21 protein-coding genes are annotated in these 25,863 nt (G+C 70.7%); 10 read left to right on the top strand and 11 right to left on the bottom strand.

Going from position 1 to position 25,863, the window contains the following annotated elements:
• Positions 1–9 precede the first annotated feature (9 nt).
• Positions 10–1,539: a DNA polymerase Y family protein gene (locus tag A5787_RS05175; RefSeq protein ID WP_066962624.1), complete on the top strand. Its 1,530-nt coding sequence runs from the start codon at positions 10–12 to the stop codon at positions 1,537–1,539.
• Here A5787_RS05175 and A5787_RS05170 read toward each other — a convergent pair.
• Genes A5787_RS05170 through A5787_RS05155 form a run of 4 tightly spaced genes read right to left on the bottom strand, consistent with a single transcriptional unit; the run spans position 1,530 to position 6,009 of the window.
• Entirely contained in the window at positions 1,530–2,498 is a 969-nt protein-coding gene (locus A5787_RS05170; protein WP_197506969.1) for a nucleoside hydrolase, read from the bottom strand. The genes A5787_RS05175 and A5787_RS05170 overlap by 10 nt on opposite strands.
• A 1-nt stretch (position 2,499) precedes the next feature.
• Positions 2,500–3,237: a 2OG-Fe dioxygenase family protein gene (locus A5787_RS05165; RefSeq protein ID WP_082977073.1), complete on the bottom strand. Its 738-nt coding sequence runs from the start codon at positions 3,235–3,237 to the stop codon at positions 2,500–2,502.
• A gap of 41 nt (positions 3,238–3,278) precedes the next feature.
• Positions 3,279–5,288, bottom strand: a complete 2,010-nt coding sequence (locus A5787_RS05160) for an SDR family oxidoreductase (RefSeq protein WP_066962618.1) — start codon at positions 5,286–5,288, stop codon at positions 3,279–3,281.
• A gap of 16 nt (positions 5,289–5,304) precedes the next feature.
• Positions 5,305–6,009 (bottom strand): histidine phosphatase family protein, encoded by a 705-nt coding sequence (locus tag A5787_RS05155; RefSeq protein WP_066962614.1) that lies wholly within the window; start codon positions 6,007–6,009, stop codon positions 5,305–5,307.
• Positions 6,010–6,102: 93 nt separating this feature from the next.
• Between A5787_RS05155 and A5787_RS05150 the strand changes: the two genes are divergently transcribed.
• Positions 6,103–6,975: a MaoC family dehydratase gene (locus tag A5787_RS05150; protein ID WP_066962612.1), complete on the top strand. Its 873-nt coding sequence runs from the start codon at positions 6,103–6,105 to the stop codon at positions 6,973–6,975.
• Between the two features lie 25 nt (positions 6,976–7,000).
• Here A5787_RS05150 and otsB read toward each other — a convergent pair whose 3' ends face one another.
• Both otsB and A5787_RS05140 read right to left on the bottom strand, forming a co-directional pair.
• A complete protein-coding gene (gene otsB, locus A5787_RS05145) occupies positions 7,001–8,113 on the bottom strand; it encodes a trehalose-phosphatase (RefSeq protein WP_066962609.1) in 1,113 nt (370 codons plus the stop codon).
• Positions 8,114–8,155: 42 nt separating this feature from the next.
• Complete coding sequence (locus A5787_RS05140; protein WP_066962606.1) at positions 8,156–9,481, bottom strand: wax ester/triacylglycerol synthase domain-containing protein; 1,326 nt, start codon at positions 9,479–9,481, stop codon at positions 8,156–8,158.
• Positions 9,482–9,624: 143 nt separating this feature from the next.
• On the opposite strand from A5787_RS05140, the gene A5787_RS05135 reads away from it, so the two are divergent.
• Positions 9,625–12,903 carry an error-prone DNA polymerase gene (locus tag A5787_RS05135; protein ID WP_066962603.1) on the top strand — a complete coding sequence of 1,093 codons (3,279 nt, stop codon included), beginning with the start codon at positions 9,625–9,627 and terminating at the stop codon, positions 12,901–12,903.
• Positions 12,904–12,980: 77 nt separating this feature from the next.
• Here the strand turns inward: A5787_RS05135 and A5787_RS05130 are convergent, their stop codons facing one another.
• The gene (locus tag A5787_RS05130; RefSeq protein ID WP_066963026.1) at positions 12,981–13,397 is read right to left on the bottom strand and encodes a TIGR03667 family PPOX class F420-dependent oxidoreductase; all 417 of its coding nucleotides are present in this window, start codon (positions 13,395–13,397) and stop codon (positions 12,981–12,983) included.
• 23 nt (positions 13,398–13,420) lie between these two features.
• On the opposite strand from A5787_RS05130, the gene A5787_RS05125 reads away from it, so the two are divergent.
• A complete protein-coding gene (locus A5787_RS05125; RefSeq protein WP_066962600.1) occupies positions 13,421–14,065 on the top strand; it encodes a nitroreductase family protein in 645 nt (214 codons plus the stop codon).
• Between the two features lies 1 nt (position 14,066).
• On the opposite strand, the gene A5787_RS05120 is transcribed toward A5787_RS05125, so the two are convergent.
• Together A5787_RS05120 and A5787_RS05115 are read right to left on the bottom strand one after the other, a co-directional pair.
• Complete coding sequence (locus A5787_RS05120) at positions 14,067–14,393, bottom strand: YciI family protein (RefSeq protein WP_066962597.1); 327 nt, start codon at positions 14,391–14,393, stop codon at positions 14,067–14,069.
• A gap of 39 nt (positions 14,394–14,432) precedes the next feature.
• Positions 14,433–14,897 (bottom strand): tRNA (cytidine(34)-2'-O)-methyltransferase, encoded by a 465-nt coding sequence (locus A5787_RS05115; RefSeq protein WP_066963023.1) that lies wholly within the window; start codon positions 14,895–14,897, stop codon positions 14,433–14,435.
• Between the two features lie 42 nt (positions 14,898–14,939).
• Between A5787_RS05115 and A5787_RS05110 the strand changes: the two genes are divergently transcribed.
• From A5787_RS05110 to A5787_RS05085, 6 genes are all read left to right on the top strand, one after another.
• Positions 14,940–15,545, top strand: a complete 606-nt coding sequence (locus tag A5787_RS05110; RefSeq protein WP_066962593.1) for a bifunctional 2-polyprenyl-6-hydroxyphenol methylase/3-demethylubiquinol 3-O-methyltransferase UbiG — start codon at positions 14,940–14,942, stop codon at positions 15,543–15,545.
• Positions 15,546–15,842: 297 nt separating this feature from the next.
• Positions 15,843–18,677: an ATP-binding protein gene (locus A5787_RS05105; RefSeq protein WP_156763773.1), complete on the top strand. Its 2,835-nt coding sequence runs from the start codon at positions 15,843–15,845 to the stop codon at positions 18,675–18,677.
• Positions 18,674–19,078 carry a serine protease inhibitor gene (locus tag A5787_RS05100; RefSeq protein ID WP_066962590.1) on the top strand — a complete coding sequence of 135 codons (405 nt, stop codon included), beginning with the start codon at positions 18,674–18,676 and terminating at the stop codon, positions 19,076–19,078. The genes A5787_RS05105 and A5787_RS05100 overlap by 4 nt, the downstream gene beginning before the upstream one ends.
• Before the next feature lie 6 nt (positions 19,079–19,084).
• On the top strand, positions 19,085–19,459 hold the full coding sequence (locus tag A5787_RS05095) for a DUF742 domain-containing protein (RefSeq protein WP_066962587.1): 375 nt from the start codon (positions 19,085–19,087) through the stop codon (positions 19,457–19,459).
• Positions 19,440–20,015: an ATP/GTP-binding protein gene (locus tag A5787_RS05090; RefSeq protein ID WP_066962584.1), complete on the top strand. Its 576-nt coding sequence runs from the start codon at positions 19,440–19,442 to the stop codon at positions 20,013–20,015. The genes A5787_RS05095 and A5787_RS05090 overlap by 20 nt, the downstream gene beginning before the upstream one ends.
• A gap of 7 nt (positions 20,016–20,022) precedes the next feature.
• The gene (locus tag A5787_RS05085) at positions 20,023–20,577 is read left to right on the top strand and encodes a pentapeptide repeat-containing protein (protein WP_066962581.1); all 555 of its coding nucleotides are present in this window, start codon (positions 20,023–20,025) and stop codon (positions 20,575–20,577) included.
• On the opposite strand, the gene A5787_RS05080 is transcribed toward A5787_RS05085, so the two are convergent.
• A complete protein-coding gene (locus A5787_RS05080) occupies positions 20,574–23,114 on the bottom strand; it encodes an ATP-binding cassette domain-containing protein (RefSeq protein WP_066962578.1) in 2,541 nt (846 codons plus the stop codon). The two genes, A5787_RS05085 and A5787_RS05080, sit on opposite strands and share 4 nt — an antisense overlap.
• Positions 23,114–25,816, bottom strand: a complete 2,703-nt coding sequence (locus A5787_RS05075) for an ATP-binding cassette domain-containing protein (RefSeq protein WP_066962576.1) — start codon at positions 25,814–25,816, stop codon at positions 23,114–23,116. The genes A5787_RS05080 and A5787_RS05075 overlap by 1 nt, the downstream gene beginning before the upstream one ends.
• Positions 25,817–25,863: the final 47 nt, after the last annotated feature.

Raw genomic sequence — 25,863 nt, 5'->3', positions numbered from 1 at the left:
ATCTGGTGCATGGACTGGCCCGCGGTCGCGGCGGCGGCAGCGGCGGACCTGCCCATGACGGCCCCGATCGCGATCACGTTGGCCAACCGGGTGATCGCCTGCTCGTCGGGCGCCCGCGCGGCGGGGGTGCGGCGGGGGCTGCGGCGACGGGAGGCGGCGGCCCGGTGCCCGCAGCTGCACGTCGCGACCGCCGACGCCGACCGCGACGCCCGCTTCTTCGAGGGGGTGATCGCCGCGGTGGACGATCTGGTGCCCCGCGCCGAGGTGCTGCGGCCCGGCCTTCTGGTGTTGCCGGTGCGCGGGGCGGCCCGCTATTTCGGGTCCGAGGAGCTGGCCGCCGAGCGGCTGATCGACGCGGTGGCCGCCGCGGGCGCCGAGTGTCAGGTTGGGATCGCCGACCAGTTGTCCACCGCGGTCTTCGCCGCGCGCGCGGGCCGGATCGTCGAGCCGGGAGGCGACGCGAGGTTTCTGTCGGCGCTGTCGATCCGGCAGCTGGCCACCGAGCCGAGCCTGTCCGGTCCGGGGCGAGAGGAGCTGACGGACCTGTTGTGGCGGATGGGGATTCGCACCATCGGGCAGTTCGCCGCGCTGTCGCGCACCGACGTGGCTTCCCGGTTCGGCGCCGACGGGGTGACCGCGCACCGGTTCGCCCGCGGCGAACCCGAGCGGGGACCGTCCGGACGCGAGTCGCCGCCGGAACTCGAGGCCATGCTGGACTGCGACCCGCCGATCGACCGGGTCGATGCCGCCGCCTTCGCCGGTCGCTCGCTGGCCGGCGCGCTGCACCAGACGCTGATGGCCGCGGGGGTGGGCTGCACCCGGCTGGCCATCCACGCCGTCACCGCCAACGGTGAAGAGCTGCAACGGGTGTGGCGGTGCGCCGAGCCGTTGACCGAGGACGCGACCGCCGATCGGGTGCGCTGGCAGCTCGACGGGTGGTTGAGCAACCGAACCGCCCGCAACCCCCGCCCGACGGCGGCGGTGACCCTGTTGCGGCTGCAGGCGGTGGAGGTGGTGTCGGCCGAGGCGCTGCAGTTGCCGTTATGGGGCGGCCTGGGCGAGGAGGACAGGCTGCGGGCCCGCCGGGCGCTGGTGCGGGTCCAGGGCCTGCTCGGGCCGGAGGCAGTGCGGGTGCCGGTGCTGGCCGGCGGTCGCGGGCCGGCCGAGCGCATCACGTTGATTCCGCTGGGCGACGAGCCGGTGCCGCATGCCGACCCGGGCCCGCCGTGGCCCGGGCAACTGCCGCAGCCGTCGCCGGCGGTGCTGCTCGACGACCCGGTGGAATTGATTGACGCCGAGGGGGATTCGATACGGGTGACCGGCCGGGGGATGTTCTCGGCCGACCCCGCCCGGCTGACCGTGCGCGGCCGGGACGAGCCGCTGCGCTGGTGGGCCGGACCCTGGCCGGTCGACGAGCGGTGGTGGGATCCCGAGGCCAAAGGACGTACCGCCCGCGCGCAGGTCCTGCTGGAGGACGAGCGGGCTTTTCTGCTGTGCTACCGCCAAAGACGTTGGTATCTCGAGGGTAGCTATGAGTGACGGCCGAGCCCGCGCGCGAACGGCGCGACCCGCTCGATGAACTCCTCGAAGAACGCCGCGGGGTCCACGTCAACGCCGATCAGGGCGTTGGCTTTTCGGTCGCCCGACCAGTCGGGCGTCGTCACGCCCCGGGTCGGGATATCCGCCAGTTCGATGTCCACCGTGGCGGCCCTGGTCGACACCAGCTCCGGCTCCAGCGCCGCCGCGGCGGCCAGCGGGTCGTGCATGAACGCGACGTAGCCGTGCCCGCGGACCTCGTGGGATTCGAAGTAGAACCGCATCGCGTCCTCGATCACCGGTAGCAACGGCGACGGGCCCGCGGCAGCGGCCAGCCGGTCCAGGACCTCCGGCGTCATCGCGACGCGCCGGGTGAGGTCCAGGCCACAGACGATCGGAAGTTGTTGCTGCCCGGCCCAGCCGGCGAAGACCTCGCCGGCCGCCTCGGGATCCACCCGGATGTTCCATTCGGCCATCGGATCGGTATCGCCGCCGAACGAGCCGCCCATGATCACCAGCCGTCGCAGCATCCTCGGCAGCGCGGGTTCGGCGCGCAGCGCCAGCGCCAGGTTGGTCAGCGGGCCGGTGACCAGGCCGATCAGCTCGCCGGGATGGGCGCGCGCCGCGGTCACCCACGCCGCGGTGGCGTCGTGGCCGGTGAGCCCGCGGCCGGTGGGGGGCAGGTCGGCATAGCCTAAGCCCTTGGGGCCGTGGAACTTCGAGTGATGCGGCCAGTGGCCGCACAACGGCTCGTCGGCGCCCTTGGACACGGGTATGGCTGGGGCGCGGCACAATTCGAGCAGACCCAGGTTATTGGCGCAAACCTGGTCGACGTGGATGTTGCCGCCGGTCGAGGCGATGCCGACCACCTCGGCGTCGGCGCTGGCCAGCAGGTAGATCAAGGCCATCGCATCGTCGATGCCGGTGTCGACGTCGACGAAAATGGGGTTCACCGCGGGGATTCTACGGCCAGGCCGACGCGAAGGTGATCACCAGGACATCGCGCTGCGCCGGTCCGGAGGCGTCGATCGGCCGGATCGGCGAGACGCCGTGCAGGGTGCGGCGGTCGTCGCCCAGCATCAGCGCCCCCGGCTCGGCCAGCGTCGTCGCCAGCAACTGCCGGCCCTGAAGGTCGCACACGGTGCTCTCGCCGCCGATGGCGTTGCGCCGCCCGATCAGCAGCGAGCTGACCAGGGTGACGCCGTCGCGGTGCAGGCCTTCGGGCGTCGGATGGCCGTCCTCGTCACCGCAGCAGCGAATGCGGAACGGATGCACCTTGACGTTCCAGTCGGCCACGTCATCCAGGGCCGCGGCAACCCGGGCCAGCAGCCCGACCACCTTGTGCAGCAACGGATCCGCGGCGAACGCGTCGGTCAGCGGCTCGAAGTCACGGTCCTTGCCGATGTAGAGCGGGTTGGAGTCCTCCGGCTGCACGAACGCGAGCTTGGGCATCGGGCGCAGCACCCCGTCCCGAAACGAGTACTGGCCGTAACGGCGCAGCCGCTGCACCCCCAGCTCCGCCGCATAGGGATCCGGCGCCAGCTGCCGCCAGTGCCGGGCAAACCGGGTCCATTCCTCGCGGCCAACCTCGAGGCTTCGCGTCACGTCGAAGGAGGACAGCACCGCGACCCCCGTCGTGGCGACCAGCCGGCCCGCGGCGGCCACCGGGTCGGCGTCCGTCCGCTTTTCGCAAAGGACCATCGCGCCGGGATACCGCAATCCGGTGGGGCTAAACCCGGCGTTTACCAGTGCACGCCGGGCACCAGCCGCACGAGCCGCTTGACCGGGCGCGGTGTCCGGATGCCCGCGGCGACGGCGCGGGCCGGGCGCTTGGGCCTCCGGTTCGGCGGCGCTTTCGCCTCGGTGGGCAGCCCGCGCGCCGCGGCGGAATCGGGGTAGCCCAGGTAGAGCTGGTGCAGGATGCGCCGCGACGTCCTCGGCGCGAAGTAATTGCCGACCTCGGCGAGCGTGCCCAGCGGGGTGTCGATGCGCGCCGGTTTCTCGACGAGGCCGCGCACCACCATCGCCGCCGCGCGCTCGGGGCTGATCGCGGGCACCGGGTTGAGCCGGTGCGACGGCGCGATCATCGGGGTGCGGACCAGCGGCATGTGGATGTTGGTGAACGTGATGTGGTCGGAGAGCGTCTCGGACCCGACCACGTCGGCGAACGCGTCCAGCGCCGCCTTGGTGGGCAGGTAGGAGCTGTACTTGGGGTTGCGGGCCTGCACGCCCGCGCTGGAGACGTTGACCACGTGGCCGAACCGGCGCTCGCGCCAGTGCGGCAGCAGCGCCAGCACCATCCGCACTGCCCCGAAGTAGTTGACCGCCATCACCCGTTCGTAGTCGTGCAGCCTGTCGGTGGAGTTGACCACCGAGCGCCGGATCGACCGGCCGGCATTGTTCACCAGATAGTCGACGTGGTCGAAGCGCCCCAGGATGTCCTTGACGGTGTGCTCCACCGACGTGGAGTCGGTGACGTCGCAGGTGAACGCGTGCGCCTGCCCGCCGCCGGCGCGGATCTCGGCGACCAAGGCATCCAGCGCGTCGGCGTTGCGGGCCAGCGCGAACACCGTCGCGCCCCGTTCGGCGACGGCGAGCGCAGCCGCCCGCCCGATCCCGCTGGACGCGCCGGTGATGATGACGTGCCGGCCCTGCAGCGGCGCCTTCGGGTCGTCGCGCCGGGCCCGGTCGGGGTCGAGGTGCTCGGCCCAGTACCACCACAGCTCGGGCGCGTAGCTCGCAAAGTCCGGCACTTCGATACCGGTGCCCTGCAACGCCTTTCGGGTCTCGTCGTTGACGAAAGTCGGCTTCAAGTCGACGACGTCGAATATCTCGGCGGGAATCCCGAGCTGGGTGGCCGCCATGTTGCGCACCACTCGGGCGCGGCCGCGCGCCTTGAGCACCGGCGCCGCCACCGAGCGGGGCAGCGACCCGCGCATCGCCGGCAACCCGGCCGCTTTGGCGACGCCACGGTAAATGCCGCGCAGCCCAATGGTTTTGGGGGAGGTGAGGTGGAAGGTGCGGCCATCCCAACCGGCACCGTAACCGTCCGCGTGGACGAGGGCGACCAGCGCGTCGACGACGTAGTCGACCGGGACGATGTTGGTGCGACCGGTGTCGGGCAACAGGATCGGGGTCAGTTTGGGCAACACCGCCAACTTGGCCAGCACGCCGAAGAAGTAGTACGGGCCGTCGATCTTGTCCATCTCCCCGGTGACCGAATCGCCCACCACAACGGCGGGGCGGTAGACGCGGTAGCGCAGCCCGGGCGTCGACCGCACCAGCGCCTCCGCCTCGAACTTGGTCCGGTGATAGGCGGTCGGCAGCCGCTGGCCGACATCGAAGTCCTCCTCGGTGTACTCGCCGGGAAAGTCGCCCGCCACCGCGATCGACGACACGTGGTGCAGCGTGGCGTCCAGCCGGCGTGCCAGGTCGATCACCGCCCGGGTCCCCTCGACGTTGACCGCCCGCTGCTCGGCCTCGCCGGCGGTGATGTCGTAGATCGCCGCGCAGTGCACGAGGTGATCGACCCGGCCCAGCTCGGCCAGCGTTCCGTCGGTCAGGCCGAGCCCGGGCAGCTCGCCGACCAGCGGCCTGGCCCGGTCGCCCCACACGGCGGCGAGGCGTTCGAAGCGCCCGAGCGATCCGCGGCGCACCAGCACCCACACCTGCGCGTCCGGCCGCGTTTCCAGCAGGCGCGACACGACGCGGCGCCCGATAAACCCGGTACCGCCGGTAACGACATACCGCATGCGGACATGGTAGCCGTCAGCCGTTGAAGTCGCGGATGCCGTCCCATTCCTGCAGCGTCCAGCCCGTCATCGGGTTGCCGGTGATCACCACGCGGCCGGTGTTGGGCAGCGGGTGGGTGGTGCGGAGGCTGTCCTTGGCGTTCTTGACGTTCATCAGCACCCAGTACTCGATGGAGTACAGGTGCGCGAACACCACCGGGTTGTTGTGCCCGCTGTCGTAGACCTTCTGGACGGCCGCGGTGAACCGGTCGTTGAACTCCTTGCCGGTGATCGAGCCGGGGATGCTGTTTTGCACGTCGCCGCTGAGCCAGTCCGCCGGCGCCAGCAGGTAGGTCGTGGGATCCATCGAGATCGGCTTGCCCTCGAACCAGCCGGCGCCGATCTCCTGGATGCCCTGCAGCACCTCCACCTGCTTGTGCAGTTCGGCCGCCAGCGGTTCGGCGGTCTGCTGGGCGCGCGCCATGGTGGAGGCGTAGACGGCGTCGTACTTGTTGTGGGCGACCTGATGCGCGAGCTGTTCGGCCTGCCCTTTGCCCTCGGGGCTGAGGCCCGGGCCCGGCACCGAGGTGTCGATGATCCCGCTGGCGTTGGCCTCCGACTGCGCGTGGCGGATGAACGTCAGCGTGATGCTGCGCGGCTGCGGTGAGCCGCCGCACGCACCGACGACGACCGCCGTCGCGAGCACTGCTATGGCTTTTGCGATCACGCTCCCCTTGCGCATGTCGATAGCCTGCCCTGCCGAGGGTGCCGGAGGGAAGGGTTTGCGACGGTCTGAAATGCTTCAGTACCGAAAAGTCCTTGAAAGGAGACTCGTATGGCCATTGACCCGAGTGCCGTCGGCGCGGTGAGCGATCCGACGCTGTTCGAATGGACCGACAAGGACACGATGCTGTATGCGCTCGGCGTCGGGTGCGGTCTCGACGATCTGTCCTTCACAACCGAGAACAGCCATGACATCGCCCAGCAGGTGCTGCCCACCTACGCGGTGATCTGCTCTCCGGCCTTCGGGGCGGCCGCCAAGATCGGAACGTTCAACTGGGCCATGCTCTTACACGGATCGCAGGGTGTCCGGTTGCATGCGCCGCTGCCGGCGGCGGGAAAGCTATCCGTGGTCTCCGAGGTCACCGACATTCAGGACAAGGGCGAGGGCAAGAACGCGGTCGTGATGCTGCGCGGCCGCGGCACCGACCCGGACTCGGGCAAGCTGATCGCCGAAACGTCGACGACGTTCGTCGTTCGGGGTGCGGGCGGGTTCGGCGGAGTGCCGGGCCAGCGGCCGATCGCACCGGAGATCCCGGACCGCGAGCCGGACGCCCGGATTCCGCTGCCGACCCGCGAGGACCAGGCGCTGATCTATCGGCTCTCCGGTGACCGCAACCCGCTGCACAGCGACCCCTGGTTCGCCCGGGAGCTGGCCGGGTTCCCCAAGCCGATCCTGCACGGGCTGTGCAGCTACGGGGTGGCGGGGCGCGCGCTGGTCGCCGAGCTGGGCAAGGGTGTGGCCGCCAACGTCACGTCGATCGACGCGCGATTCAGCTCACCCGTGTTTCCCGGCGAGACGCTGACCACGCTGATCTGGCGGACGGAGCCGGGGAAGGCGGTTTTCCGGACCGAGGCGTCGGGCGCCGAGGGCAGCCCCGCCCGCGTGGTGCTCGATGACGGCGCCGCGGAGTACGCGGAGGCCTAGCTGACGGCTAGGTCCCGTCGGTGCCCTAATCCGCGCGGGCCTCGCCCAACTGCCGGGCCAGCAGGTCGGTGAACTCCGCGGCCTGCGCGGGGGTCTCCAGCGCGAACCGCGCGGCGGTGGCGCGGTCACCGTCCTCGTTGTGCCGCACCAGGATCGGGACGCCCTCGTCGCTGATCGCATCGAACGCGTCCTCGTCGGTGATGTCGTCGCCGACATAGACCGGGACCAGCGGGCCGGAGGCGGCCTCGCTCAGGTGCTCCATCACCCAGCGCAGGGTCTTGCCCTTGTCCCAGTCCAGGTCCGGGCGCAGCTCGATGACCTCGCGCCCGGTGGTCACCCGAAGCGCGTCGCGCCGGCCCGCCGCGCGCACCGCCGCGGCCACCTCGCCGACGCGGTCCCGCGCGGCGTTGCGGTAGTGCACCGCCACACCAAATCGCTTGTGCTCCACCACAACCCCGGGAATCGAGCCCACCCTGTCGCGTAGCTCACCGGCCGCCTGTTCCAGCACCGGTACGGCCGCCGCCGCGTCCTCGTTCTGGTGGTGCGTCCCGTCGGGCGCGGTCAGCTCGAAGCCGTGGCTGCCGGCGTACCAGATGCCGGGTACGCCGAGGCGCTTCGTCACGTCGGCGAGGTCGCGGCCGGACAGCACCGCCACCGGACACTGCGCGGCCAGCCTCTGCAAGGCCTCGACCGCCCCGGCGACGGGCCGGGCCGCATCCGGATCGTCGACGATGTCCGACAGGGTCCCGTCGAAGTCGTAGAACACCGCCGGCCTGCGCTCGGCCAAGGCGCCCAAGGCCTCTCGCGCGGCGGGCAGCTGGGACATCCGGCGGTCCCCGGCCCGCACCGCGACCTCATCCGCGTCGGTGACCACAGCGTCGGCGCCGCAACGCCGCAGTCCGTCCGCGGCCCCGACGCCGATGACCAACGCGAAGCCGTTGTCGCGCGCCGCCTGAACGACTTCCGGGTCGCCGGTCACGACGGCGCATCGCCCCGGGCGAACCGCCGCCTCGTCAGTGCCCCACGAGAAGACGCCGACGCCGGCGTCGCGCAGCCGCCGGACCAGCGCCGGCGCGTCGCCCAACGCGGCGTCGAACAGCACCGCGTCGTGGCGGCGCGGATCGATGGTGACCGGCATGCACCAACCTTCTCACGATGCCGGGCACCGCCGGGGCCAGGGTCAATAGCGCGCCGACGGGTGCGCTCGATATGCCTGGCTCGGATGCCTGCGGGCCGCGCGCCTGCGCCGGTGGTCCTTGCCGAACAGCAGCACCGAATCCCCGCTGAGTGCCACCATCCGCGCCATGCCCAGTTCGATGCCGGCCACCAGCTCCTTGACGTCGGCCGCGGAGTCGTATTCGGCGGTGATCCCGAACACCACGTCGTCGCCGTAGCTGAGCACCGCGACCCCCGTGCTCAGCCGCACGGCGGTCGGGGGGATCGGCAGCAGGCGTTCTATCGTCCGGCCCATCAGCCGGAGTTGGTGGCGTGGTCCGGGCGTGTGGGTCCCCAGCGTCACGACGCCGGCGTGCGGCAGCCGGGCCAGCAGCTGTAAGACGTTGCTGCGCACCAGCGCCGGCAGGCAGTTGAGCGCCGACTCCACGATGCCGGGTTCACGCTTCTGGACCTTCCACCTGTTGTGCACCGTGCGCAGCTGCTGGACCGGGTCCTCGTGCTCGACGGGCAGATACGGCAGCATGGCCGAACGGACCGGCGCCCCCCACAGTGGCACCAGGGTCCGCAACGAATCCGCGCGCGGCTCCTCGCCGCGGCGCAGCAGAACCCGCCGGAAGCCCTCGGTGATGGCCGCCAGCGCAACGTCGTTGACGGTCACACCGAATTTGCGGCACACCTTGTCGACGTCGGCGGCGGGGACTCGCACCGTGCCGTAGCGCCGCATGACGGGATCGACCGGCAGCCGTTCCGCCGGCCACATCGCACCGACCAGTGTGCCGGCCAGCGCGGCGGCCCGGCCCAGGGCGTCGATCCAGCCGGGTCGCGGCGCCGACGAAACCTGGGTAGCGGCAAGGTCTTTGGCGACGGCGGCCTCACCGGCGTCGTCGCAGAGCCTGGTGAGCAGGTGGGCGGCTGAGTTGCCGTCGGCGACGTCGTGGTGGGTCTTGATCAGGATCGCCCACCGGTTGCCCGTCAGGCCCTCGATCACCCAGCATTCCCACGGCGGGCGGTTCAGGTCGAGGGGACGCTCGAGGGCGAAGGCGATGGCCTGGGACAGTTGGGTGTCGTCGCCCGGGCGCGGGATCGCCACCCGGCGCACATGACGGGCGACGTCGAATCCCGGGCAGTCGATCCACTCGAAGTCCTGCGCGCGCAGCAACTGCGTGCAGCGCGGTATCGACCGAAACCGTTCCACCAGCAGCGCTTTCAGCAATGTGGGATCGGGGGCCGGGCCATCGACGATGGCGACCGCGCCGATCGCCAGGCTCGCGTGCTGTTCGGGATCCTGAGCCTTGAGGTAAGCCGTGTCCAGTGCCTTCGCTTGCGCCATGCTCAGTCCCGCCGTCGTTTTTGCCCTGGTACCAGTATCTGTGCGGCGCCTGCCGGGCGGTAGGCCGGCAGCGTTAAGAACGTGTTTAGACCCGTTTAACAGCGCCGCTCACATTCGAACATATATTCGAGTAGGCTCGGGATGTGGGCTGGTTCAACGGGCCGCCGAGTTGGGCGGAGATGGAGCGGGTGCTCGACGGCAAGCCGCGCCATGCCGGCGCGCCGGCGGAACCCGCGGAGGACGCCCCGCTGTCGCGCAAGCGCGGCACCTACCAGCCGCCGGGCGACACCCGGGCGGCCCGCTCGTCCGTTGCATATGCCGAGCTGCACGCGCATTCGGCGTTCAGCTTCCTCGACGGCGCCAGTACCCCCGAGGAGCTCGTCGAGGAGGCCTCCCGGCTGGGCCTGCGCGCGCTGGCGCTCACCGACCACGACGGCCTGTACGGGGCGGTGCGGTTCGCCGAAGCCGCCGCCGAACTCGAGCTGAGCACCGTGTTCGGCGCCGAGCTGTCGCTGGGGCCGGGCGCCCGCACCGAGACGCCGGATCCGCCCGGTCCGCACCTGCTGGTGCTGGCCCGCGGTCCGGAAGGATACCGGCGGCTGTCGCGGCAACTGGCCGCGGCACACCTGGCCGGCGGGGAGAAGGGCAAGCCGCGTTACGATTTCGACGCGCTGACCGAGGCCGCCGGCGGGCACTGGCACATCCTGACCGGATGCCGCAAAGGCCATGTGCGCCGGGCGCTCTCGCAAGGTCCGGAGGCCGCGGAGCGGGCGCTGGCCGACCTGGTGGACCGGTTCGGGGCGAACCGGGTCAGCGTCGAGCTCACCCAGCACGGTCACCCGCTCGACGACGAACGTAACGCGGCGCTGGCCGCCCTCGCGCCGCGCTTCGGCATCGGCGTCATCGCCACCACGGGGGCGCATTTCGCCCACCCGTCGCGCGGCCGGCTGGCCATGGCAATGGGTGCCATCCGGGCCCGGCAGTCGCTGGACACCGCCGCCGGGTGGCTGGCCCCGCTGGGCGGCTCGCACCTGCGGTCCGGGGAGGAGATGGCCCGGCTGTTCGGCCAGCGGCCCGAAGCGGTGACGGCCGCCGCCGAGCTCGGCGAGCAGTGCGCGTTCGGGCTGGCGCTCATTGCGCCGCAGCTGCCGCCGTTCGACGTGCCCGACGGGCACACCGAAGACAGCTGGCTGCGCCAGCTCACGATGGCCGGCGCGCGCGAGCGCTACGGGCTCCCCGAATCAGCGCCCCGCGCCTACGCCCAGATCGAGCACGAGCTGAAAGTCATTGCACACCTGACGTTTCCGGGCTACTTCCTGGTGGTGCACGACATCGCCCGGTTCTGCCGGCGCAACAACATCCTGTGCCAGGGCCGGGGATCGGCGGCCAATTCCGCGGTCTGCTACGCGCTGGGCGTCACCGCGGTGGACCCGGTGGCCAACGAGCTGTTGTTCGAGCGCTTCCTGTCGCCCGCCCGCGACGGGCCGCCCGACATCGACATGGACATCGAATCGGACCAGCGCGAAAAGGTCATCCAGTACGTCTACGACAAATACGGCCGCGACTACGCCGCCCAGGTCGCCAACGTCATCACCTACCGGGGCCGGATCGCGGTGCGGGACATGGCCCGCGCCCTGGGCTTTTCGCAGGGGCAGCAAGACGCGTGGAGCAAGCAGCTCGGCCACTGGAACGGGCTCGCGGATTCGCCCGACGTCGAAGACATCCCAGAGCAGGTGGTCGATTTGGCGAACCAGATCCGGAACCTGCCGCGGCACATGGGCATCCATTCCGGCGGCATGGTGATCTGCGATCGCCCCATCGCCGACGTGTGTCCGGTGGAGTGGGCGCGCATGGAGAACCGCAGCGTCTTGCAGTGGGACAAAGACGACTGCGCGGCAATCGGTTTGGTGAAGTTCGACCTGCTGGGGCTGGGCATGCTCTCGGCGCTGCACTACGCCATCGACCTGGTGGCCGAGCACAAGGGCATCCGGGTGGATCTGGCCCGCCTCGACCTCTCCGAACCGGCGGTGTACGAGATGCTGTGCCGCGCCGATTCCGTCGGCGTGTTCCAGGTGGAGTCGCGGGCGCAGATGGCCACGTTGCCCAGGCTGCGGCCACGGATCTTCTACGACCTGGTGGTGGAGGTCGCGCTGATCCGCCCCGGGCCCATCCAGGGCGGGTCGGTACACCCCTACATCCGGCGGCGCAACGGCGTCGACCCGGTCGTCTACGACCACCCGTCCATGGAATCCGCGCTGCGAAAGACGCTGGGGGTGCCGCTTTTTCAGGAGCAGTTGATGCAGCTCGCGGTCGACTGCGCCGGCTTTTCCGCCGCCGAGGCCGACCAGCTGCGGCGCGCCATGGGCTCCAAGCGTTCGACCGAACGGATGCGACGGCTGCGCGGCCGGTTCTACGAGGGCATGCGCGCGCTGCACGGCGCCACCGACGAGGTAATCGACCGCACCTACGAAAAGCTGGAGGCCTTCGCCAATTTCGGCTTCCCCGAAAGCCACGCGCTGTCCTTCGCGTCGCTGGTGTTCTACTCGTCGTGGTTCAAGCTGCACCACCCCGCCGCGTTCTGCGCGGCGCTGCTGCGCGCGCAGCCGATGGGCTTCTATTCCCCACAGTCGCTGGTGGCTGACGCGCGCCGGCACGGCGTGGCGGTGCACGGCCCGGACGTCAACGCCAGCCTGGCAAACGCCACCCTCGAGAACGAAGGGACGGAGGTCCGCCTCGGCCTGGGCGCCGTCCGCCACATCGGCGACGACCTGGCCGAGCGTCTGGTCGACGAACGAAAGGCCAACGGCCCCTTCGCATCCCTGCTGGACCTGACCACCCGGCTGCAGCTATCCGTGCCACAGACCGAGGCGCTGGCCACGGCCGGGGCGCTGGGCTGCTTTTCCATGTCCCGGCGCGAGGGGTTGTGGGCGGCCGGGGCGGCCGCCACCCAGCGCCCGGACCGGTTGCCGGGCGTGGGGTCGTCGTCGCACATCCCGGCGCTGCCGGGGATGAGCGAGCTGGAGCTGGCCGCCGCCGACGTGTGGGCCACCGGCATCTCCCCGGACAGCTACCCGACGCAGTTCCTGCGCGAGGACCTGGACGCGCTGGGCGTGGTGCCCGCCGAGGCGCTGCTGGACGTGCCCGACGGCGACCGCGTGCTGATCGCCGGCGCGGTGACCCACCGGCAGCGGCCCGGGACGGCCCAGGGGGTGACCTTCCTCAACCTCGAGGACGAGACGGGCATGGTCAATGTGCTCTGCACGCCGGGGGTGTGGGCGCGACACCGCAAGCTGGCCAACACGGCGCCGGCGCTGCTGGTGCGCGGGCAGGTGCAAAACGCCAGCGGCGCCGTCACCGTCGTTGCCGAGCGGCTGGGCCGCATCACGCTGGCGGTCGGCTCGAAGTCGCGCGACTTCCGCTGACCCCTTTCGCCGAACGTGCACTCAGCGTGAGATTTCCGCCGAATATTCGCAGTGAGTGCACGTTCGGCGCTCAGGCCCTAGCTGGTGGGCGTGGTCCAGACCTTCGTCGGCGTGATCGCCAACCGGGTGCTGAACGCCGCCATCGACATCCCCTCGGCCGACTCCAACTCCTTCGCGAGCTCGCCGTACTTCGCCCAGTAGGGCTCGTCATCTGCGCAATTCACGTCGGTCGCGTCGACCGTCGCGGTACCACCGATGGCGACGATGCCGCCACCGTTACCGTCCGAATCCAGGTTCAGGCTCACTTCGGGGTGCGCCTTGATGTGGGCGACCTTGGCTGCCTGCGGCATGGAGTACACCGTCAGCCGGGTGCCGTCGAAGTAGAACCAGACCAGCCGCGGCACCGGTTGTCCCGATTTGGCGACCGTGGTCAGCCACCCGAACTTGTCCGAATTGAGCCTGCTGGAAACCTCTTGCGTCAGTTCGACTGTCATGAAGCCAACGGTAGTCTCCACCCATGACCCTCAACTTGTCCGTCGACGAAGTCCTCACCACCACCCGCTCGGTCCGCAAGCGCCTCGACTTCGACAAGCCGGTTGGTCGCGACGTGCTGATGGAATGCCTGGACCTGGCGCTGCAGGCGCCGACGGGTTCCAACTCGCAGGGCTGGCAATGGGTGTTCGTCGAGGACGCCGACAAGAAGAAGGCGCTCGGCGACATCTACCTGTCCAACGCGCGCGGCTACCTGAGCGCGCCGGGAGCCCAATACGACGAGGGCGACACCCGCGGGGAGCGGATGGGCAAGGTGCGGGACTCGGCCACCTACCTCGCCGAGCACATGCACGAGGCGCCGGTGCTGATGATCCCCTGCATCGAGGGCCGCGAGGACAAGACGCCGCTGGGCGGCGTGTCGTTTTGGGCGTCGCTGTTCCCGGCGGTCTGGAGCTTCTGCCTGGCGCTGCGCTCGCGGGGGCTGGGCTCCTGCTGGACGACGCTGCACCTGCTGCGCGACGGCGAGAAGCAGGCCGCCGACGTGCTCGGCATTCCCTACGAGAAATACAGCCAGGCCGGCCTGTTCCCCATCGCCTACACCAAGGGCACCGACTTCCGGCCGGCCAAGCGGCTACCGGCCGAGCAGCTCACCCACTGGAACGCCTGGTAGCTCAGGTCGTCAGCGGCCACACCTCGACGACCCCGTGCGCGACGGCACAGGGGGTTTGGCTCACCCGCTCGATCGCCGTTTCGAGATCCTCGGCTTCCAACACGGCGAACCCGGCGATCGGTAGTGCTGATTGCAAGTACGGCCCGGGCTCGGTTCGCACGCCTGAGCTGTCCGGATTGCGCACCCGAACGGGTCGGCCGGCAATTCCGATGAGCGCCCCGGCGGCGCGCATTGCGTCGTCGCGCGCGTGTGCGGCCGCTTTACATTCGTCGCTCGCGCGGTCGTATCCGGCCGCGTCCCCGTAGCCGATCGTGATGAAGGTAGCCATATCAATGCTGACTCGCGGGTGGCCCGGAACTCATCGCGGCTACACCGCCCCGGCGTACCCGTGCTGGCGCCACGCCTCATAGACGGCGATCGCGGCGGCGTTGGACAGGTTCAGCGAGCGCCGGCCCGCCAGCATCGGGATGCGCACCTGCCGGGTGATGTGCTCGTCGGCCAGGGTCGCCGCGTCCAGCCCGTCCGGTTCGGGCCCGAACATCAACACGTCGCCCGCCCGGTAGTCGACGTCGGAGAAAGGCGTTGTCGCGTGCGCGGTGAACGCGATCACCCGCGCCGGCGCGAGCGCGGCCCAGGCGGCCCGCAGCGACGGGTGCACGGTGACCGACGCGAGGTCGTGATAGTCCAGGCCGGCCCGCCGCAGCTTGGGTTCGGATAGATCGAAACCGAGCGGCTCGACCAGATGCAATTCGGCGCCGGTCGCGGCCGCCGTCCGAATGGCGTTGCCGGTGTTGGGCGCGATGCGCGGTGAATAGAACAGCACCTTGAACACACACGCCATCCTGCCCGGGGTCTTCGCTTGGATAATGCTGGCATGGTCGAGGAGAGCATCTGGATGCAGAAGGTGGCAGCGGATTCCGGACACTCGCACTGGTATGTCGAGCGCTTCCGTGCCATGGCACGCGCGGGTGACGACCTGCTCGGCGAGGCCCGCCTCGTGGACGCGATGGTGCCGCGCGGCGCCCACATTCTTGATGCGGGCTGCGGCCCCGGCCGGTTGGGCGGTTATCTGGCCGCGGCCGGTCACCGGGTGGTCGGTGTCGACGTCGACCCGGTGCTCATCGAGGCAGCCGAGCACGACCATCCCGGGCCGCGTTGGCTTGTCGGCGACCTCGCCGAACTCGACCTGCCCGCGCGCGGCATCGCCGAGCCGTTCGACGTCATCATGTCGGCTGGCAACGTGATGGCGTTCCTTGCCCCGAGTACCCGAGTCCAGGTGCTGGGCCGGCTGCGTGCACACCTCAGGGACGGCGGTCGAGCGGTGATCGGCTTGGGCGCCGGCCGCGGGTACGAGTTCAGCCAGTTTCTCGACGACGCGGCGGACGCCGGGTTCGCGCAAGATCTGCTGCTGTCCACCTGGGATCTGCGGCCGTTCTCCGATGAGTCCGATTTCCTCGTCGCGCTGCTTCGGCCGTCTTAGGTCCTACGCGCTGGCGGCCGTCGCCGTCCTGGATGGATCGTGACAAAGCCAATTTGAAAGCCAATGTGTTTGCCAGACTTGCATCCCCGTGCACCGCCCAACCTTGGAGGGCTCTGCCTACTCAGTAGGAATTGTGGAGACCTCGGCCGCGGGCTGTCATACTCGTCGGATTGCCAGGCGTTTACCTCTCGCGTCCACCTGCGCGTGGCAGTCGAATAAAGCAGGAAGTCTCATGAGTCTCTCGTTTCACCCAGCGCCCACGATCGGCGCAGCGGCCGGCCGCGCGGCCGCACGCACGTGACCATGTTCGCCCGCCCGGCCCACGCGGCCGGTGCGGCCACACCCAAGTTCGATGACGCGCCCGCCGCCGGCGCGTCGCGGGCCAAACGTCCGCCCACCTGGTCGCCGAGCAACTGGCCCGTTCGCTACAAGGTCCTGGCGATCATGCTGGTACCGCTGATTTTGGCGACGGCGTTCGGCGGGTTGCGCATCAAGGACGCGATGGCCAGCGCCCGCGGCCTCAAGCTGGCGGCCGCGCGCTCCGACGTGCTGCCGGCGATCACCAAGTACATGTCGGCGCTCGATGTCGCACTGCTGGCCAGCTCCACCGGACGCGACGTCGACGGCGCCAGGAAGAACTACGAGGCGCGCAAGCACGAGCTGCAACAGCGGCTGGCCGACACCGATGTCACCCCGGACGTCCGGTCCGGGGTGAGCACCCTGCTGAACGGCGGGCAGGGGCTGCTGGACAAGGTGGCCGACAACAGCGTCGGTTTGCGGGACCGGGTGACCACGTACGCCCCGCTGCTGCTGACGGCGGAGGACGTGATCAACGCGTCGGTGCGCGTCGGCAACGAGCGGATCCGCGCCGAGGCGCAGGGCCTGAGCCGGGCCGTCGGCGCCCGCGGGCAGATGACGATGCAGGAGATTCTGGTGACGCGCGGGTCCGACCTGCCCGAGCCGCAGCTGCGCACCTCGATGATGACCCTGGCCGGCACCGAACCGTCGACGCTGTTCGGGATGAGCGAGGTGCTGGGCGCCGGGTCACCCGAAGCCAAGACGCTGCAGCAGCAGATGGTCACCCGGATGGCGATCATGTCGGACCCGGCCAGCGCGCTCGTCGACAACCCCGAGCTGCTGCGCTCGATCCAGACCACCGACGGGATCGCCGAACAGGTCGTCACCGACGCCACCGCGTCCGTGACCAAGTCGGTGCAGGCCGAGGCCACCGATCGCCGCAACTCCGCGATCCGGGACACGGTGCTGGTGCTGGCCGCTATCGTGATCGCGCTTCTGGTCGTGTTGCTGGTGGCGCGCGCGCTGGTGCGGCCGCTGCGCGTCCTGCGCGACGGCGCGCTCAAAGTCGCCCACCGGGACCTCGAGGACGAGGTGGCCCGCGTCAAGGCCGGTGGCGCCGAACCCATCCCGCAGCCGCTGCCGGTCTACACCACCGAGGAGATCGGCCAGGTCGCCCACGCCGTCGACGAACTGCACACGCAGGCCCTGCTGCTGGCCGGCGACGAGGCGCGGCTGCGCTTGCTGGTCAACGACATGTTCGAGACCATGTCGCGGCGCAGCCGTTCGCTGGTCGACCAGCAGCTCACGCTGATCGACCGGCTGGAGCGCAACGAGGAGGATCCCGAGCGCCTCGACAGCCTGTTCCGGCTGGACCACCTGGCCGCGCGGCTGCGCCGCAACAGCGCCAACCTGCTGGTGCTCGCGGGCGCGCAGCTGGCACGCGACCAGCGTGAGCCGGTGCCGCTGACGACGGTGATCAACGCCGCGGTGTCCGAGGTCGAGGACTACCGGCGGGTCGAACTGACCGGCCTGCCCGACTGCATGCTCATCGGCGCGGCGGCCGGCGGCGCCATCCACCTGTTCGCGGAGCTGATCGACAACGCCCTGCGGTACTCGCCGCCGACGACGACCGTCCGGGTCTCGGCGGCCGGCGGCGCGGACGGCGGCGTCATGCTGCGGATCTCCGACTCCGGCCTGGGCATGAACGACGCCGACCGGCGGATGGCCAACATGCGGCTGCATGCCGGCGGCGACGTCACCCCCGACAACGCCCGGCACATGGGCCTTTTCGTGGTGGGCCGGATCGCCGCCCGGCACGGCATCCGGGTGGGGCTGCGGGGCCCGGCGGCCAACGAGGCGGGCGCGGGCACCACCGCCGAGATCTATCTCCCGCCGACGCTGCTCGCGGGGGTGGGCCAGGCGGTCGAGCCGCGCGGACGGGCCGGCGCCGTGGCATCGCCGAGCACCAAACTCGCCAACGCCATCGCGACGACGGACCCCTCGGGTGAGGCCGCCGGACACGAGCCGGCGAACCAGAACGGCGCCGAGGCGTCGGGACCGTCGGTCACCCTGCTGCCCCGCCGCAACCCCGGTTCCAGCGGCATCGCAGACGTTGCCAACGTTTCTGAGGCCCCTCCCGAACCTCCCGAGGTTTTCGAGGCGCCCGCCGCGGAGCTGCCCCGGCGGCACCGCCGCGAGCTCGCCACCCCGTGGTGGGAGGCCGGGCAGCAGGCCCAGCCGCAGCCGCAGCCCGACCAGCCGCCACGGCAGCCGCCGGCCAAACCCGCGGTGGCGTCGGACACGTCGGCGTTCTTCGCCGCGCGTGCCCAGAGCGCCCAGGGCAGCGACGCGCCGGAAGCCCCGTCGATCCCGACGATTCCGAAGGCCGCCAAGGCCGCCAACGCCCCCAAGGCTGCTGAGGCTCCCCAGGCCCCGGCCGACGACGACGTCATCTACCGTCGGATGCTGGCGGAGATGCTGGGCGACCCGCACGACCTGGTGAACAGCCCCGACCTGGATTGGCAGTCGGTGTGGGACCGCGGCTGGTCGCTGGCCGCCGCCGCCGAGGACAAGCCCGTCGAGTCGCAAACCGAGCACGGGCTGCCGGTCCGCACGCCGGGCGCCCGGCTGGTGCCCGGCACGGCCAACGGGGCCAGCGGGACCGAGGACGACGAGGACAACGAGCAGGATGAGGACCAGGGCTCCCTCGTCGGGTCCCACGCCGCGGCGCGGGACCCCGAGGCGGTGCGGGCCTCGTTCAGCAGCCATTTCGGCGGCGTGCGCACGGGACGGTCGCACGCCCGCGAGACGAGTGAAGGATCTGATCAGGAATGACGTCTGCTGGCAACTCGCTGGATTGGCTGGTGACGAAGTTCGCCCGCGAGGTCCCCGGGGTGGCGCACGCGCTGCTGGTGTCCGTCGACGGGTTGCCCGTCGCCGCTAGCGAGCACCTTCCGCGGGAGCGGGCCGATCAGCTGGCCGCGGTCGCGTCGGGGCTGGCCAGCCTGGCGACCGGCGCCGCGCAGCTGTTCGAGGGCGGCCAGGTGCTGCAGTCGGTGGTCGAGATGCAGAACGGCTACCTGTTGCTGATGCGGGTCGGCGACGGCTCGCATCTGGCCACGCTGGCCGTGACGTCCTGCGACATCGGCCAGATCGGCTACGAGATGGCCATCCTCGTCGAACGGGTGGGCGGCGTGGTGCAGTCCAGCCGCCGGTCAGCCCCCCAGCACTCTTGAGCCGCGATGGACAGACGCGAGCCCTGGCCAGCCTCCCGTGAGGCGAACCTGGTCCGTCCGTACACCCTGACGTCGGGCCGGACCGGCACCGACGTCGACCTTCCGCTGGAAGCGCCGATCCAGACGCTGCAGGCCGGCCTGGCCCACCGGTGGCCACCCAACGACACGAGAGGCAAGATCGTCCAACTGTGCGTGGAAAGCCCGTCGGTCGCGGAAATCTCGGCCCGGCTGGATTTGCCGGTCGGTGTCGCGCGCGTCCTGGTCGGCGATCTCGTGCTGTCCGGCTACCTTCGGGTGCATAGGACCCTGACCGAGCGCTCCACCAGGGATGAGCGCCACGAACTCATAGGAAGGACACTGCGTGGTCTTCGAGCACTCTGACGCGCGCGCACACGCTTCGACGAAGATCGTCGTCGCGGGCGGGTTCGGTGTCGGCAAGACCACGTTCGTCGGGGCCGTCTCGGAAATCATGCCGTTGCGCACCGAGGCGATGCTGACCGACGCGTCGACCGGCGTCGACGCGCTGGAGGCCACCCCGGACAAAAAGACCACCACGGTTGCGATGGACTTCGGCCGCATCACCCTGGACGAGGAGCTGGTGCTCTACCTGTTCGGGACGCCGGGTCAGCGCCGGTTCTGGTTCATGTGGGACGATCTGGTGCGCGGCGCGATCGGTGCGATCGTCCTGGTCGACTGCCGGCGCCTGCAGGACAGCTTCGCCGCGGTCGACTTCTTCGAGCACCGCAACCTGCCGTTCTTGATCGCGGTCAACGAATTCGACGGCGCCCCACGGTATCCCGTCGAGGCGGTGCGCGAGGCGCTGACGCTGCCCCGGCATATCCCGGTGATCACGGTCGACGCCCGCGATCGCCGGTCGGCGAGAGACGCGCTCATCGCCGTCAGCGAGTACGCCCTGGAAGCCCTGGCCGCGAGCTGATCCCGCATTGCAGCACTGGGTCGACCGCGAGTTCTCCGGCACGGACTTTCGCGACGACGACCTCAGCCGGCTGCGCACCGAGCGGGTGGTGTTCAGCGACTGCGACTTCAGCGGCGTCAACCTGGCCGAGTCGCAGCACCGCGGGTCGGCTTTTCGCAACTGCACCTTCGAGCGAACGTTGCTGTGGCACAGTACCTTTGCGCAGTGCAGCATGCTGGGCTCGGTCTTCGTCGGTTGCCGGATGCGCCCGATGACGTTCGACGAGGTGGATTTCACGCTGGCCGTGCTCGGCGGCAACGACCTGCGCGGGCTCGACCTGAGCGGGTGCCGGCTGCGGGAGACCAGCCTGGTGGAGGCCGACCTGCGCAAGGCCGTGCTGCGTGGCGCCGACCTGTCCGGCGTGCGGACGACGGGCGCCCGGATGGACGACGCCGACCTGCGTGGCGCCACCGTCGACCCGTCGGTGTGGCGCACCGCGTCGCTGGCGGGCGCGCGCGTCGACGTCGGCCAGGCGATGGCCTTCGCGCTGGCGCACGGGTTGCGCCTGGACGCAAAGGATTAGCGCTTGAGCCGGATGCGCCAGCGCACGATCGCGGCATAGCTCACCGACAGGGCGACGAGCATCCCCATGTCGAGCAGCCACGCGCCGGGCGTGTGCGCCCAGTGGCTGTCCTGCTGCACCAGCGAACCGGGCACCAGCAGCCGCACGTTGACCGTGGACGCCGACGCCGCGTAGCCCCACCGGGAGGGCAGCAGCCAGGACAGCTGGTCGAGGAAGATCCGGCCGGTCACCGGGACCATGCCCCCGGCGAGCACCAGCTGCAGCATGAGCGACACCACCAGCAGCGGCATGATCTGCTCGCTGGAGCGCGCGAGCGACGACAGCACCAACCCGAGGACCGCGGCGGCCACGCACATCGCGGCGATGGTCACGAACAGCTCGAAGCTCGCCGCGAATGGGGAGGAGCCGAGCAGCACCGCCGGCTGCGTCGGCGCCCCCTTGCCCGCCAGCACGATGGCCGTCACGATGGCGGCCTGCACTATCGCGAACACGCAGAACACCGCGAGCTTCGCGGCGAGGTAGGCACCCGTCGACAGGCCCACCGCCTGTTCGCGCCGGAAGATCGCCCGCTCGCCGATCAGGTCGCGGATCGTCAGCGCGGTGCCCATGAAGACCGCGGCGACCGACGTCAGGGTCAGGATCTGAGCGGATTCGTCGGGCGTCCCGCCGGTCGGCGCGGCGATGCCGAACCCGGTGTTGCCGGGGACGGTCAGCGACAGCGCGCCCAGGACGAACGGCAACAGCGCCAGGAACACGAAGTAGGCGCGGTCGGAGACGACCAGACGGACCTGGCGCCGGGCGATCGTGGAGAACTGGTGACGCACGCTGGTGTGCGCCGGGGCGCCGAGTTCGGCCGGCGCCGACTCCACCGGTGGCGGGGGCTTGGTCTGCGCCAGAAAGCGGCGGTTCGCCTCGTCGGGGTCGGCGCCCACCTTCGCGAAAATCTGGGCCCAATTGGTGGTGCCCATCGCGCCGCCGATCTGGTCGGGCGGGCCCAGGTAGGCCGTCTTGCCCCCGGGCGCCATCAGCAGCACCTGATCGCAGACGTCGAGGTAGGTCAGCGAGTGGGTGACCACCAGCACCACGCGGCCGGCGTCGGCGAGTTGACGCAGCATCGTCATCACCTGCAGGTCCAGCGCCGGGTCCAGGCCCGAGGTGGGCTCGTCGAGGATCAGCAGCGACGGCCCGGTCAGCAGCTCGAGCGCCACCGAGGCTCGCTTGCGCTGGCCGCCGGACAGCTTGTCGACGCGGGTGTCGGCGTGCTTGGTCAGCCCCAGTTCCTCGAGGACCTGCGCGACGACCTGTGAGCGGTCGGCCTTGCTGGTGTCGGGCGGCAGCCGCAGTTCCGCGGCGTAGCCCAGCGCCTGGTTGACCGTCAGCTGGCGGTGCACGACGTCGTCCTGGGGGACCATCCCGATCCTGGTGCGCAGCGACCCGTACTCGGTGTGGATGTCGTGGCCCTCGAAGGTGACCGAGCCGGTGGTCGGGGTGGCGTAGCCGGCGATCAGCCGCGACAGCGTGGTCTTGCCGGCGCCGGACCCGCCGATGATCGCGGTCAGGGTGCCGGGCCGGGCGGTCAGCGACACCCGTTCCAGCAGGTTCTTCTCGCCGATGCTGAAGTTGACCTCGCGCACCTCCAGGCCGCCGGTCCGCGCCGCCACCTCCTGGCCGCGCACCAGGATGCCGCCGGTGAACACCAGGTCGACGTTGCCGATCGTGACGACGTCGCCCTCGGCGAGCACCGCGGACCCCACCCGGATCCCGTTGACGAAGGTGCCGTTGATGCTGTGGGCGTCGCGGATCTCGGTGCCGACCGGAGTCGCGGTCAAGAACGCATGGTGGCGCGAGGCCAGCACGTCGTGCACGACGACGTCGTTGTCGAGCGAGCGCCCGATCCAGGCGGCGCCGGTGACCGGGGCCTCGAGCTTGCCGGACCCCAGCGCCTTGACCTTGGTGGTCGGGAACTCGGCGATCTCGCCGCTCACGCCGATCTGGGTGGGCGGGTTCAGATCCGACGGAGGCTCCGCCGGAGTCGGACCATGAGGCGCGGTCTCGGCGGGCTTGGCCGGCGGGACGATCGGAATGGCGGCGGTGCGCGGTGTTTCGTCGCGCGGGGGTCGACGCGGCGGTCGCGGCGCGAGGCCCCGGGGACGCACCGGCAGCGGGCCGCTGGGCGCCACGATCGTCGGCACCGTCTCCGTCGGCGGCAACAGCCCGACGGTGCCCTGGTGCTGCCCGACGTGGAACGTGACCAGTGGCCCGTCGGGCTTGCCGATGTTGACGCTCTGGCCGTCCTGGATGTCGACCGCCGGGACCCGCTGGCCGTTGAGGAAGACCCCGTTCAGCGAGTGGTTGTCGACGGCGATCCACCGTCCGTTGTCGAAGCGCAGCAGCAGGTGCGCGCGGGCGACCAGCGGGTGCGCCACGCGTAGGTCGGCGCGCACGTCGCTGCCGACGACCACGTCGCGACCCGGCGCGAAATTACCTTCCCACCGCTGAGATCGCACCGTCAGCACTGGCTGCGCGGGCTGAGCCATCAGCTCTTCGATCGTTTCCTCGCCCTGCGAGCGCCGCGGCCCGAGTGGTGCCCCTTGAGCCGGAGCTTCCACCAGGTGATGGCGCTATAGACCACGCACAACGCCAGGAGCATCCCGGTGTCGAACAGCCACGCGCTCGCCTTGTGGTCGAAGTGCTGGTCCTTCGGGTCGGTCGGGCCGACGACAAGCCGGTGGGTGTCGATCGTCGACGCCGACGACGCGTAGCCCCACCGGGCCGGTGTGGCCCAGGACAACTGGTCGAGCACGGGCCGGTTGGTCACCCAGATCAACCCGCCGCAGAACACCAGCTGCGACATGATGGCGATGACCAGGAACGGCATGATCTGGTCCTGGGACTTCGCGATCGCCGACAGGGCCATACCCAACAGCGCGGACGCCACGCACGTCAGCGCGACGTCGAAGAACAGTTCGAGGCCGGAGTTGCCCAGGACCACGGCGTTGGCGATCGGTTGGCCCCACCCGATCACCGAGATCGCGGTGGCGATTCCCGCCTGCGCGATCGCGAACACGCTGAACACCACGATCTTGGCGGCCATGTACGCCGCGGTCGACAGGCCGACGGCCTGCTCGCGCTTGAAGATGGGGCGCTCGCCGACGAGGTCGCGAATCGTCAGCGCGGTACCCATGAACACGGCGCCCACGGTGAGCATGACCAGGATCTGGTCGGCCTGGTTCGGCGAGTTGCTCGTGGGGTCCCCCATGCCGTACCCGGTCTTGCCGCGCACGGTGAGGGTGAGGACGCCGATGAGGAACGGCAGCAGCGCCAGGAACACGGTGTAGCCCCGGTCGGAGATGACGAGCCGCACCTGGCGGCGCGCGACCGTGGAGAACTGGCGCAGGACGTCGGTGTGCACCGGCTCGCCCAGGTCGCCCGGGCTGGACTCGGACGGGGCCTGCAGCTCCGGCTGCCGGTTTTCGGCGAGGAAGCGGCGGTTGGCCTCGTCGGGATCGGCGCCCACCTTGGTAAAGATGTCGGCCCAGTTGGTGGTTCCCATGGCCGCACCGATCTGGCTGGGCGGGCCCAGGAAGGCGGTTTTGCCACCGGGCGCCACCAGCAACAGCTGATCGCAGACGTCGAGGTAGGAGACCGAGTGGGTGACGATCAGCACCACGCGGCCGGCGTCGGCGAGCTGGCGCAGCATCATCATCACCTGACGGTCCAGCGCCGGGTCGAGGCCGGTGGTCGGCTCGTCGAGGATCAGCAGCGACGGCCCGGTGAGCAACTCCAGCGCCACCGAGGCGCGCTTGCGTTGGCCGCCCGAGAGCTTGTCGACGCGGGTGTCGGCGTGCTTGGTCAGCTCGAGTTCCTCGAGGACCTGCGCGACGACCTGTTCGCGGTCGGCTTTGCTGGTGTCGGGGGGCAGCCGCAGTTCGGCCGCGTAGCCCAGCGCCTGGTTGACCGTCAGCTGGCGGTGCACCACGTCGTCCTGGGGGACCATCCCGATCCGGCTGCGCATCGACGCGTATTCGGTGTGGATGTTGTGGCCCTCGAACGTCACCGTGCCCGTGCTGGGGGTGGTGTACCCGGCGATGAGCCGCGACAGCGTGGTCTTGCCCGCGCCCGACCCGCCGATGATGGCGGTCAGCGTCCCGGGGCGCGCGGTCAGTGAGATGTGGTCGAGCAGCTGCTTTCCGTGGTCGACGGTGTAGGTGACGGCGTTCACCTCCAGGCCGCCGGTGCGCGTGGCGGCCTCCGTGCGACGGACCAGGCTGTCGCGGGTGAAGACCAGGTCGACGTTCCCGATCGTGACCACGTCGCCCTCGGTCAGCACCGCCGAGCCGACGCGCACGCCGTTGACGAAGGTCCCGTTGACGCTGTGCGCGTCGCGGATCTCGGTGCCCAGCGGGGTCTGGGTCAGAAACGCGTGGTGGCGCGAGGCCAGCACGTCCTGGATGACGACGTCGTTGTCGGTGGCGCGGCCGATCGTCACCGCGCCGCTCGGCTTCGGCATCGCGCCGGACCGGCCCGGCATCAGCGCCTGGAACATCTTCGTCGCCAGGTTGGAGACCTCCGGCGGCTTGGCGAGGTTGGCGGCCGACATCTCGGTCGGCGGCGCCGCCGGCGCGGACATCTGCGGGTGCGGCTGGAAATTCGGCGGCGGCGGCGCGCTGGTCGGATACGCGGGTGGCCGGCCCCCACCGCTGGGCGGGTACGCCGGCGGCGGGGGTGGGCCCGGATGCGGTCGCCGCGACGGCTGCTGGGCCCAGCTCGGTCCACCCCTACCGGAAGGGCCGGGAGGACCGGGCGGGGGAGCGGGCGGGGCGGCGACGGGAGGACCGGGCGGCTGCGAGGCCGGCCACGCCGTTCCCGCGTGTGCGGCCACCGGGATGCCCATCGATTCGGTGCGGGGCGGGCGCCCGGCCAACCCTTGGTGGCGACCCACCTCGAAGGTCAGCTGCGGCCCGTCGGGATTCCCGATGTTGATGCTTTGGCCGTCTTGGATGTCCACCACCGGCACCCGTCGGCCGTTGCAGAAGGTCCCGTTGAGCGAGCCGTTGTCGATTGCCAGCCACCGGCCCTGGTCGAAGCGCAGCAACAAATGGGCGCGCGAGATCAGCGGGTGGGTGATGCGCATGTCGGCGCGCAGATCGCGTCCGACCACTACATCGTGGCCCGCCGCGAACGTGCGCTCCGACCCGTCATGGCGAACGGTCAGTGCTGGCGGGGCTGGTGCACTCATCGCCACAACTGTAGCGGGTGCGCCTGCTTCCACCCTGTGGGCTGAGC

Source organism: Mycobacterium sp. 852002-50816_SCH5313054-b (assembly GCF_001667185.1).
GTDB lineage: Bacteria > Actinomycetota > Actinomycetes > Mycobacteriales > Mycobacteriaceae > Mycobacterium.
Note: the sequence above shows the minus strand (reverse complement) of the source record. Positions and strands in the feature narration are given on the sequence as shown.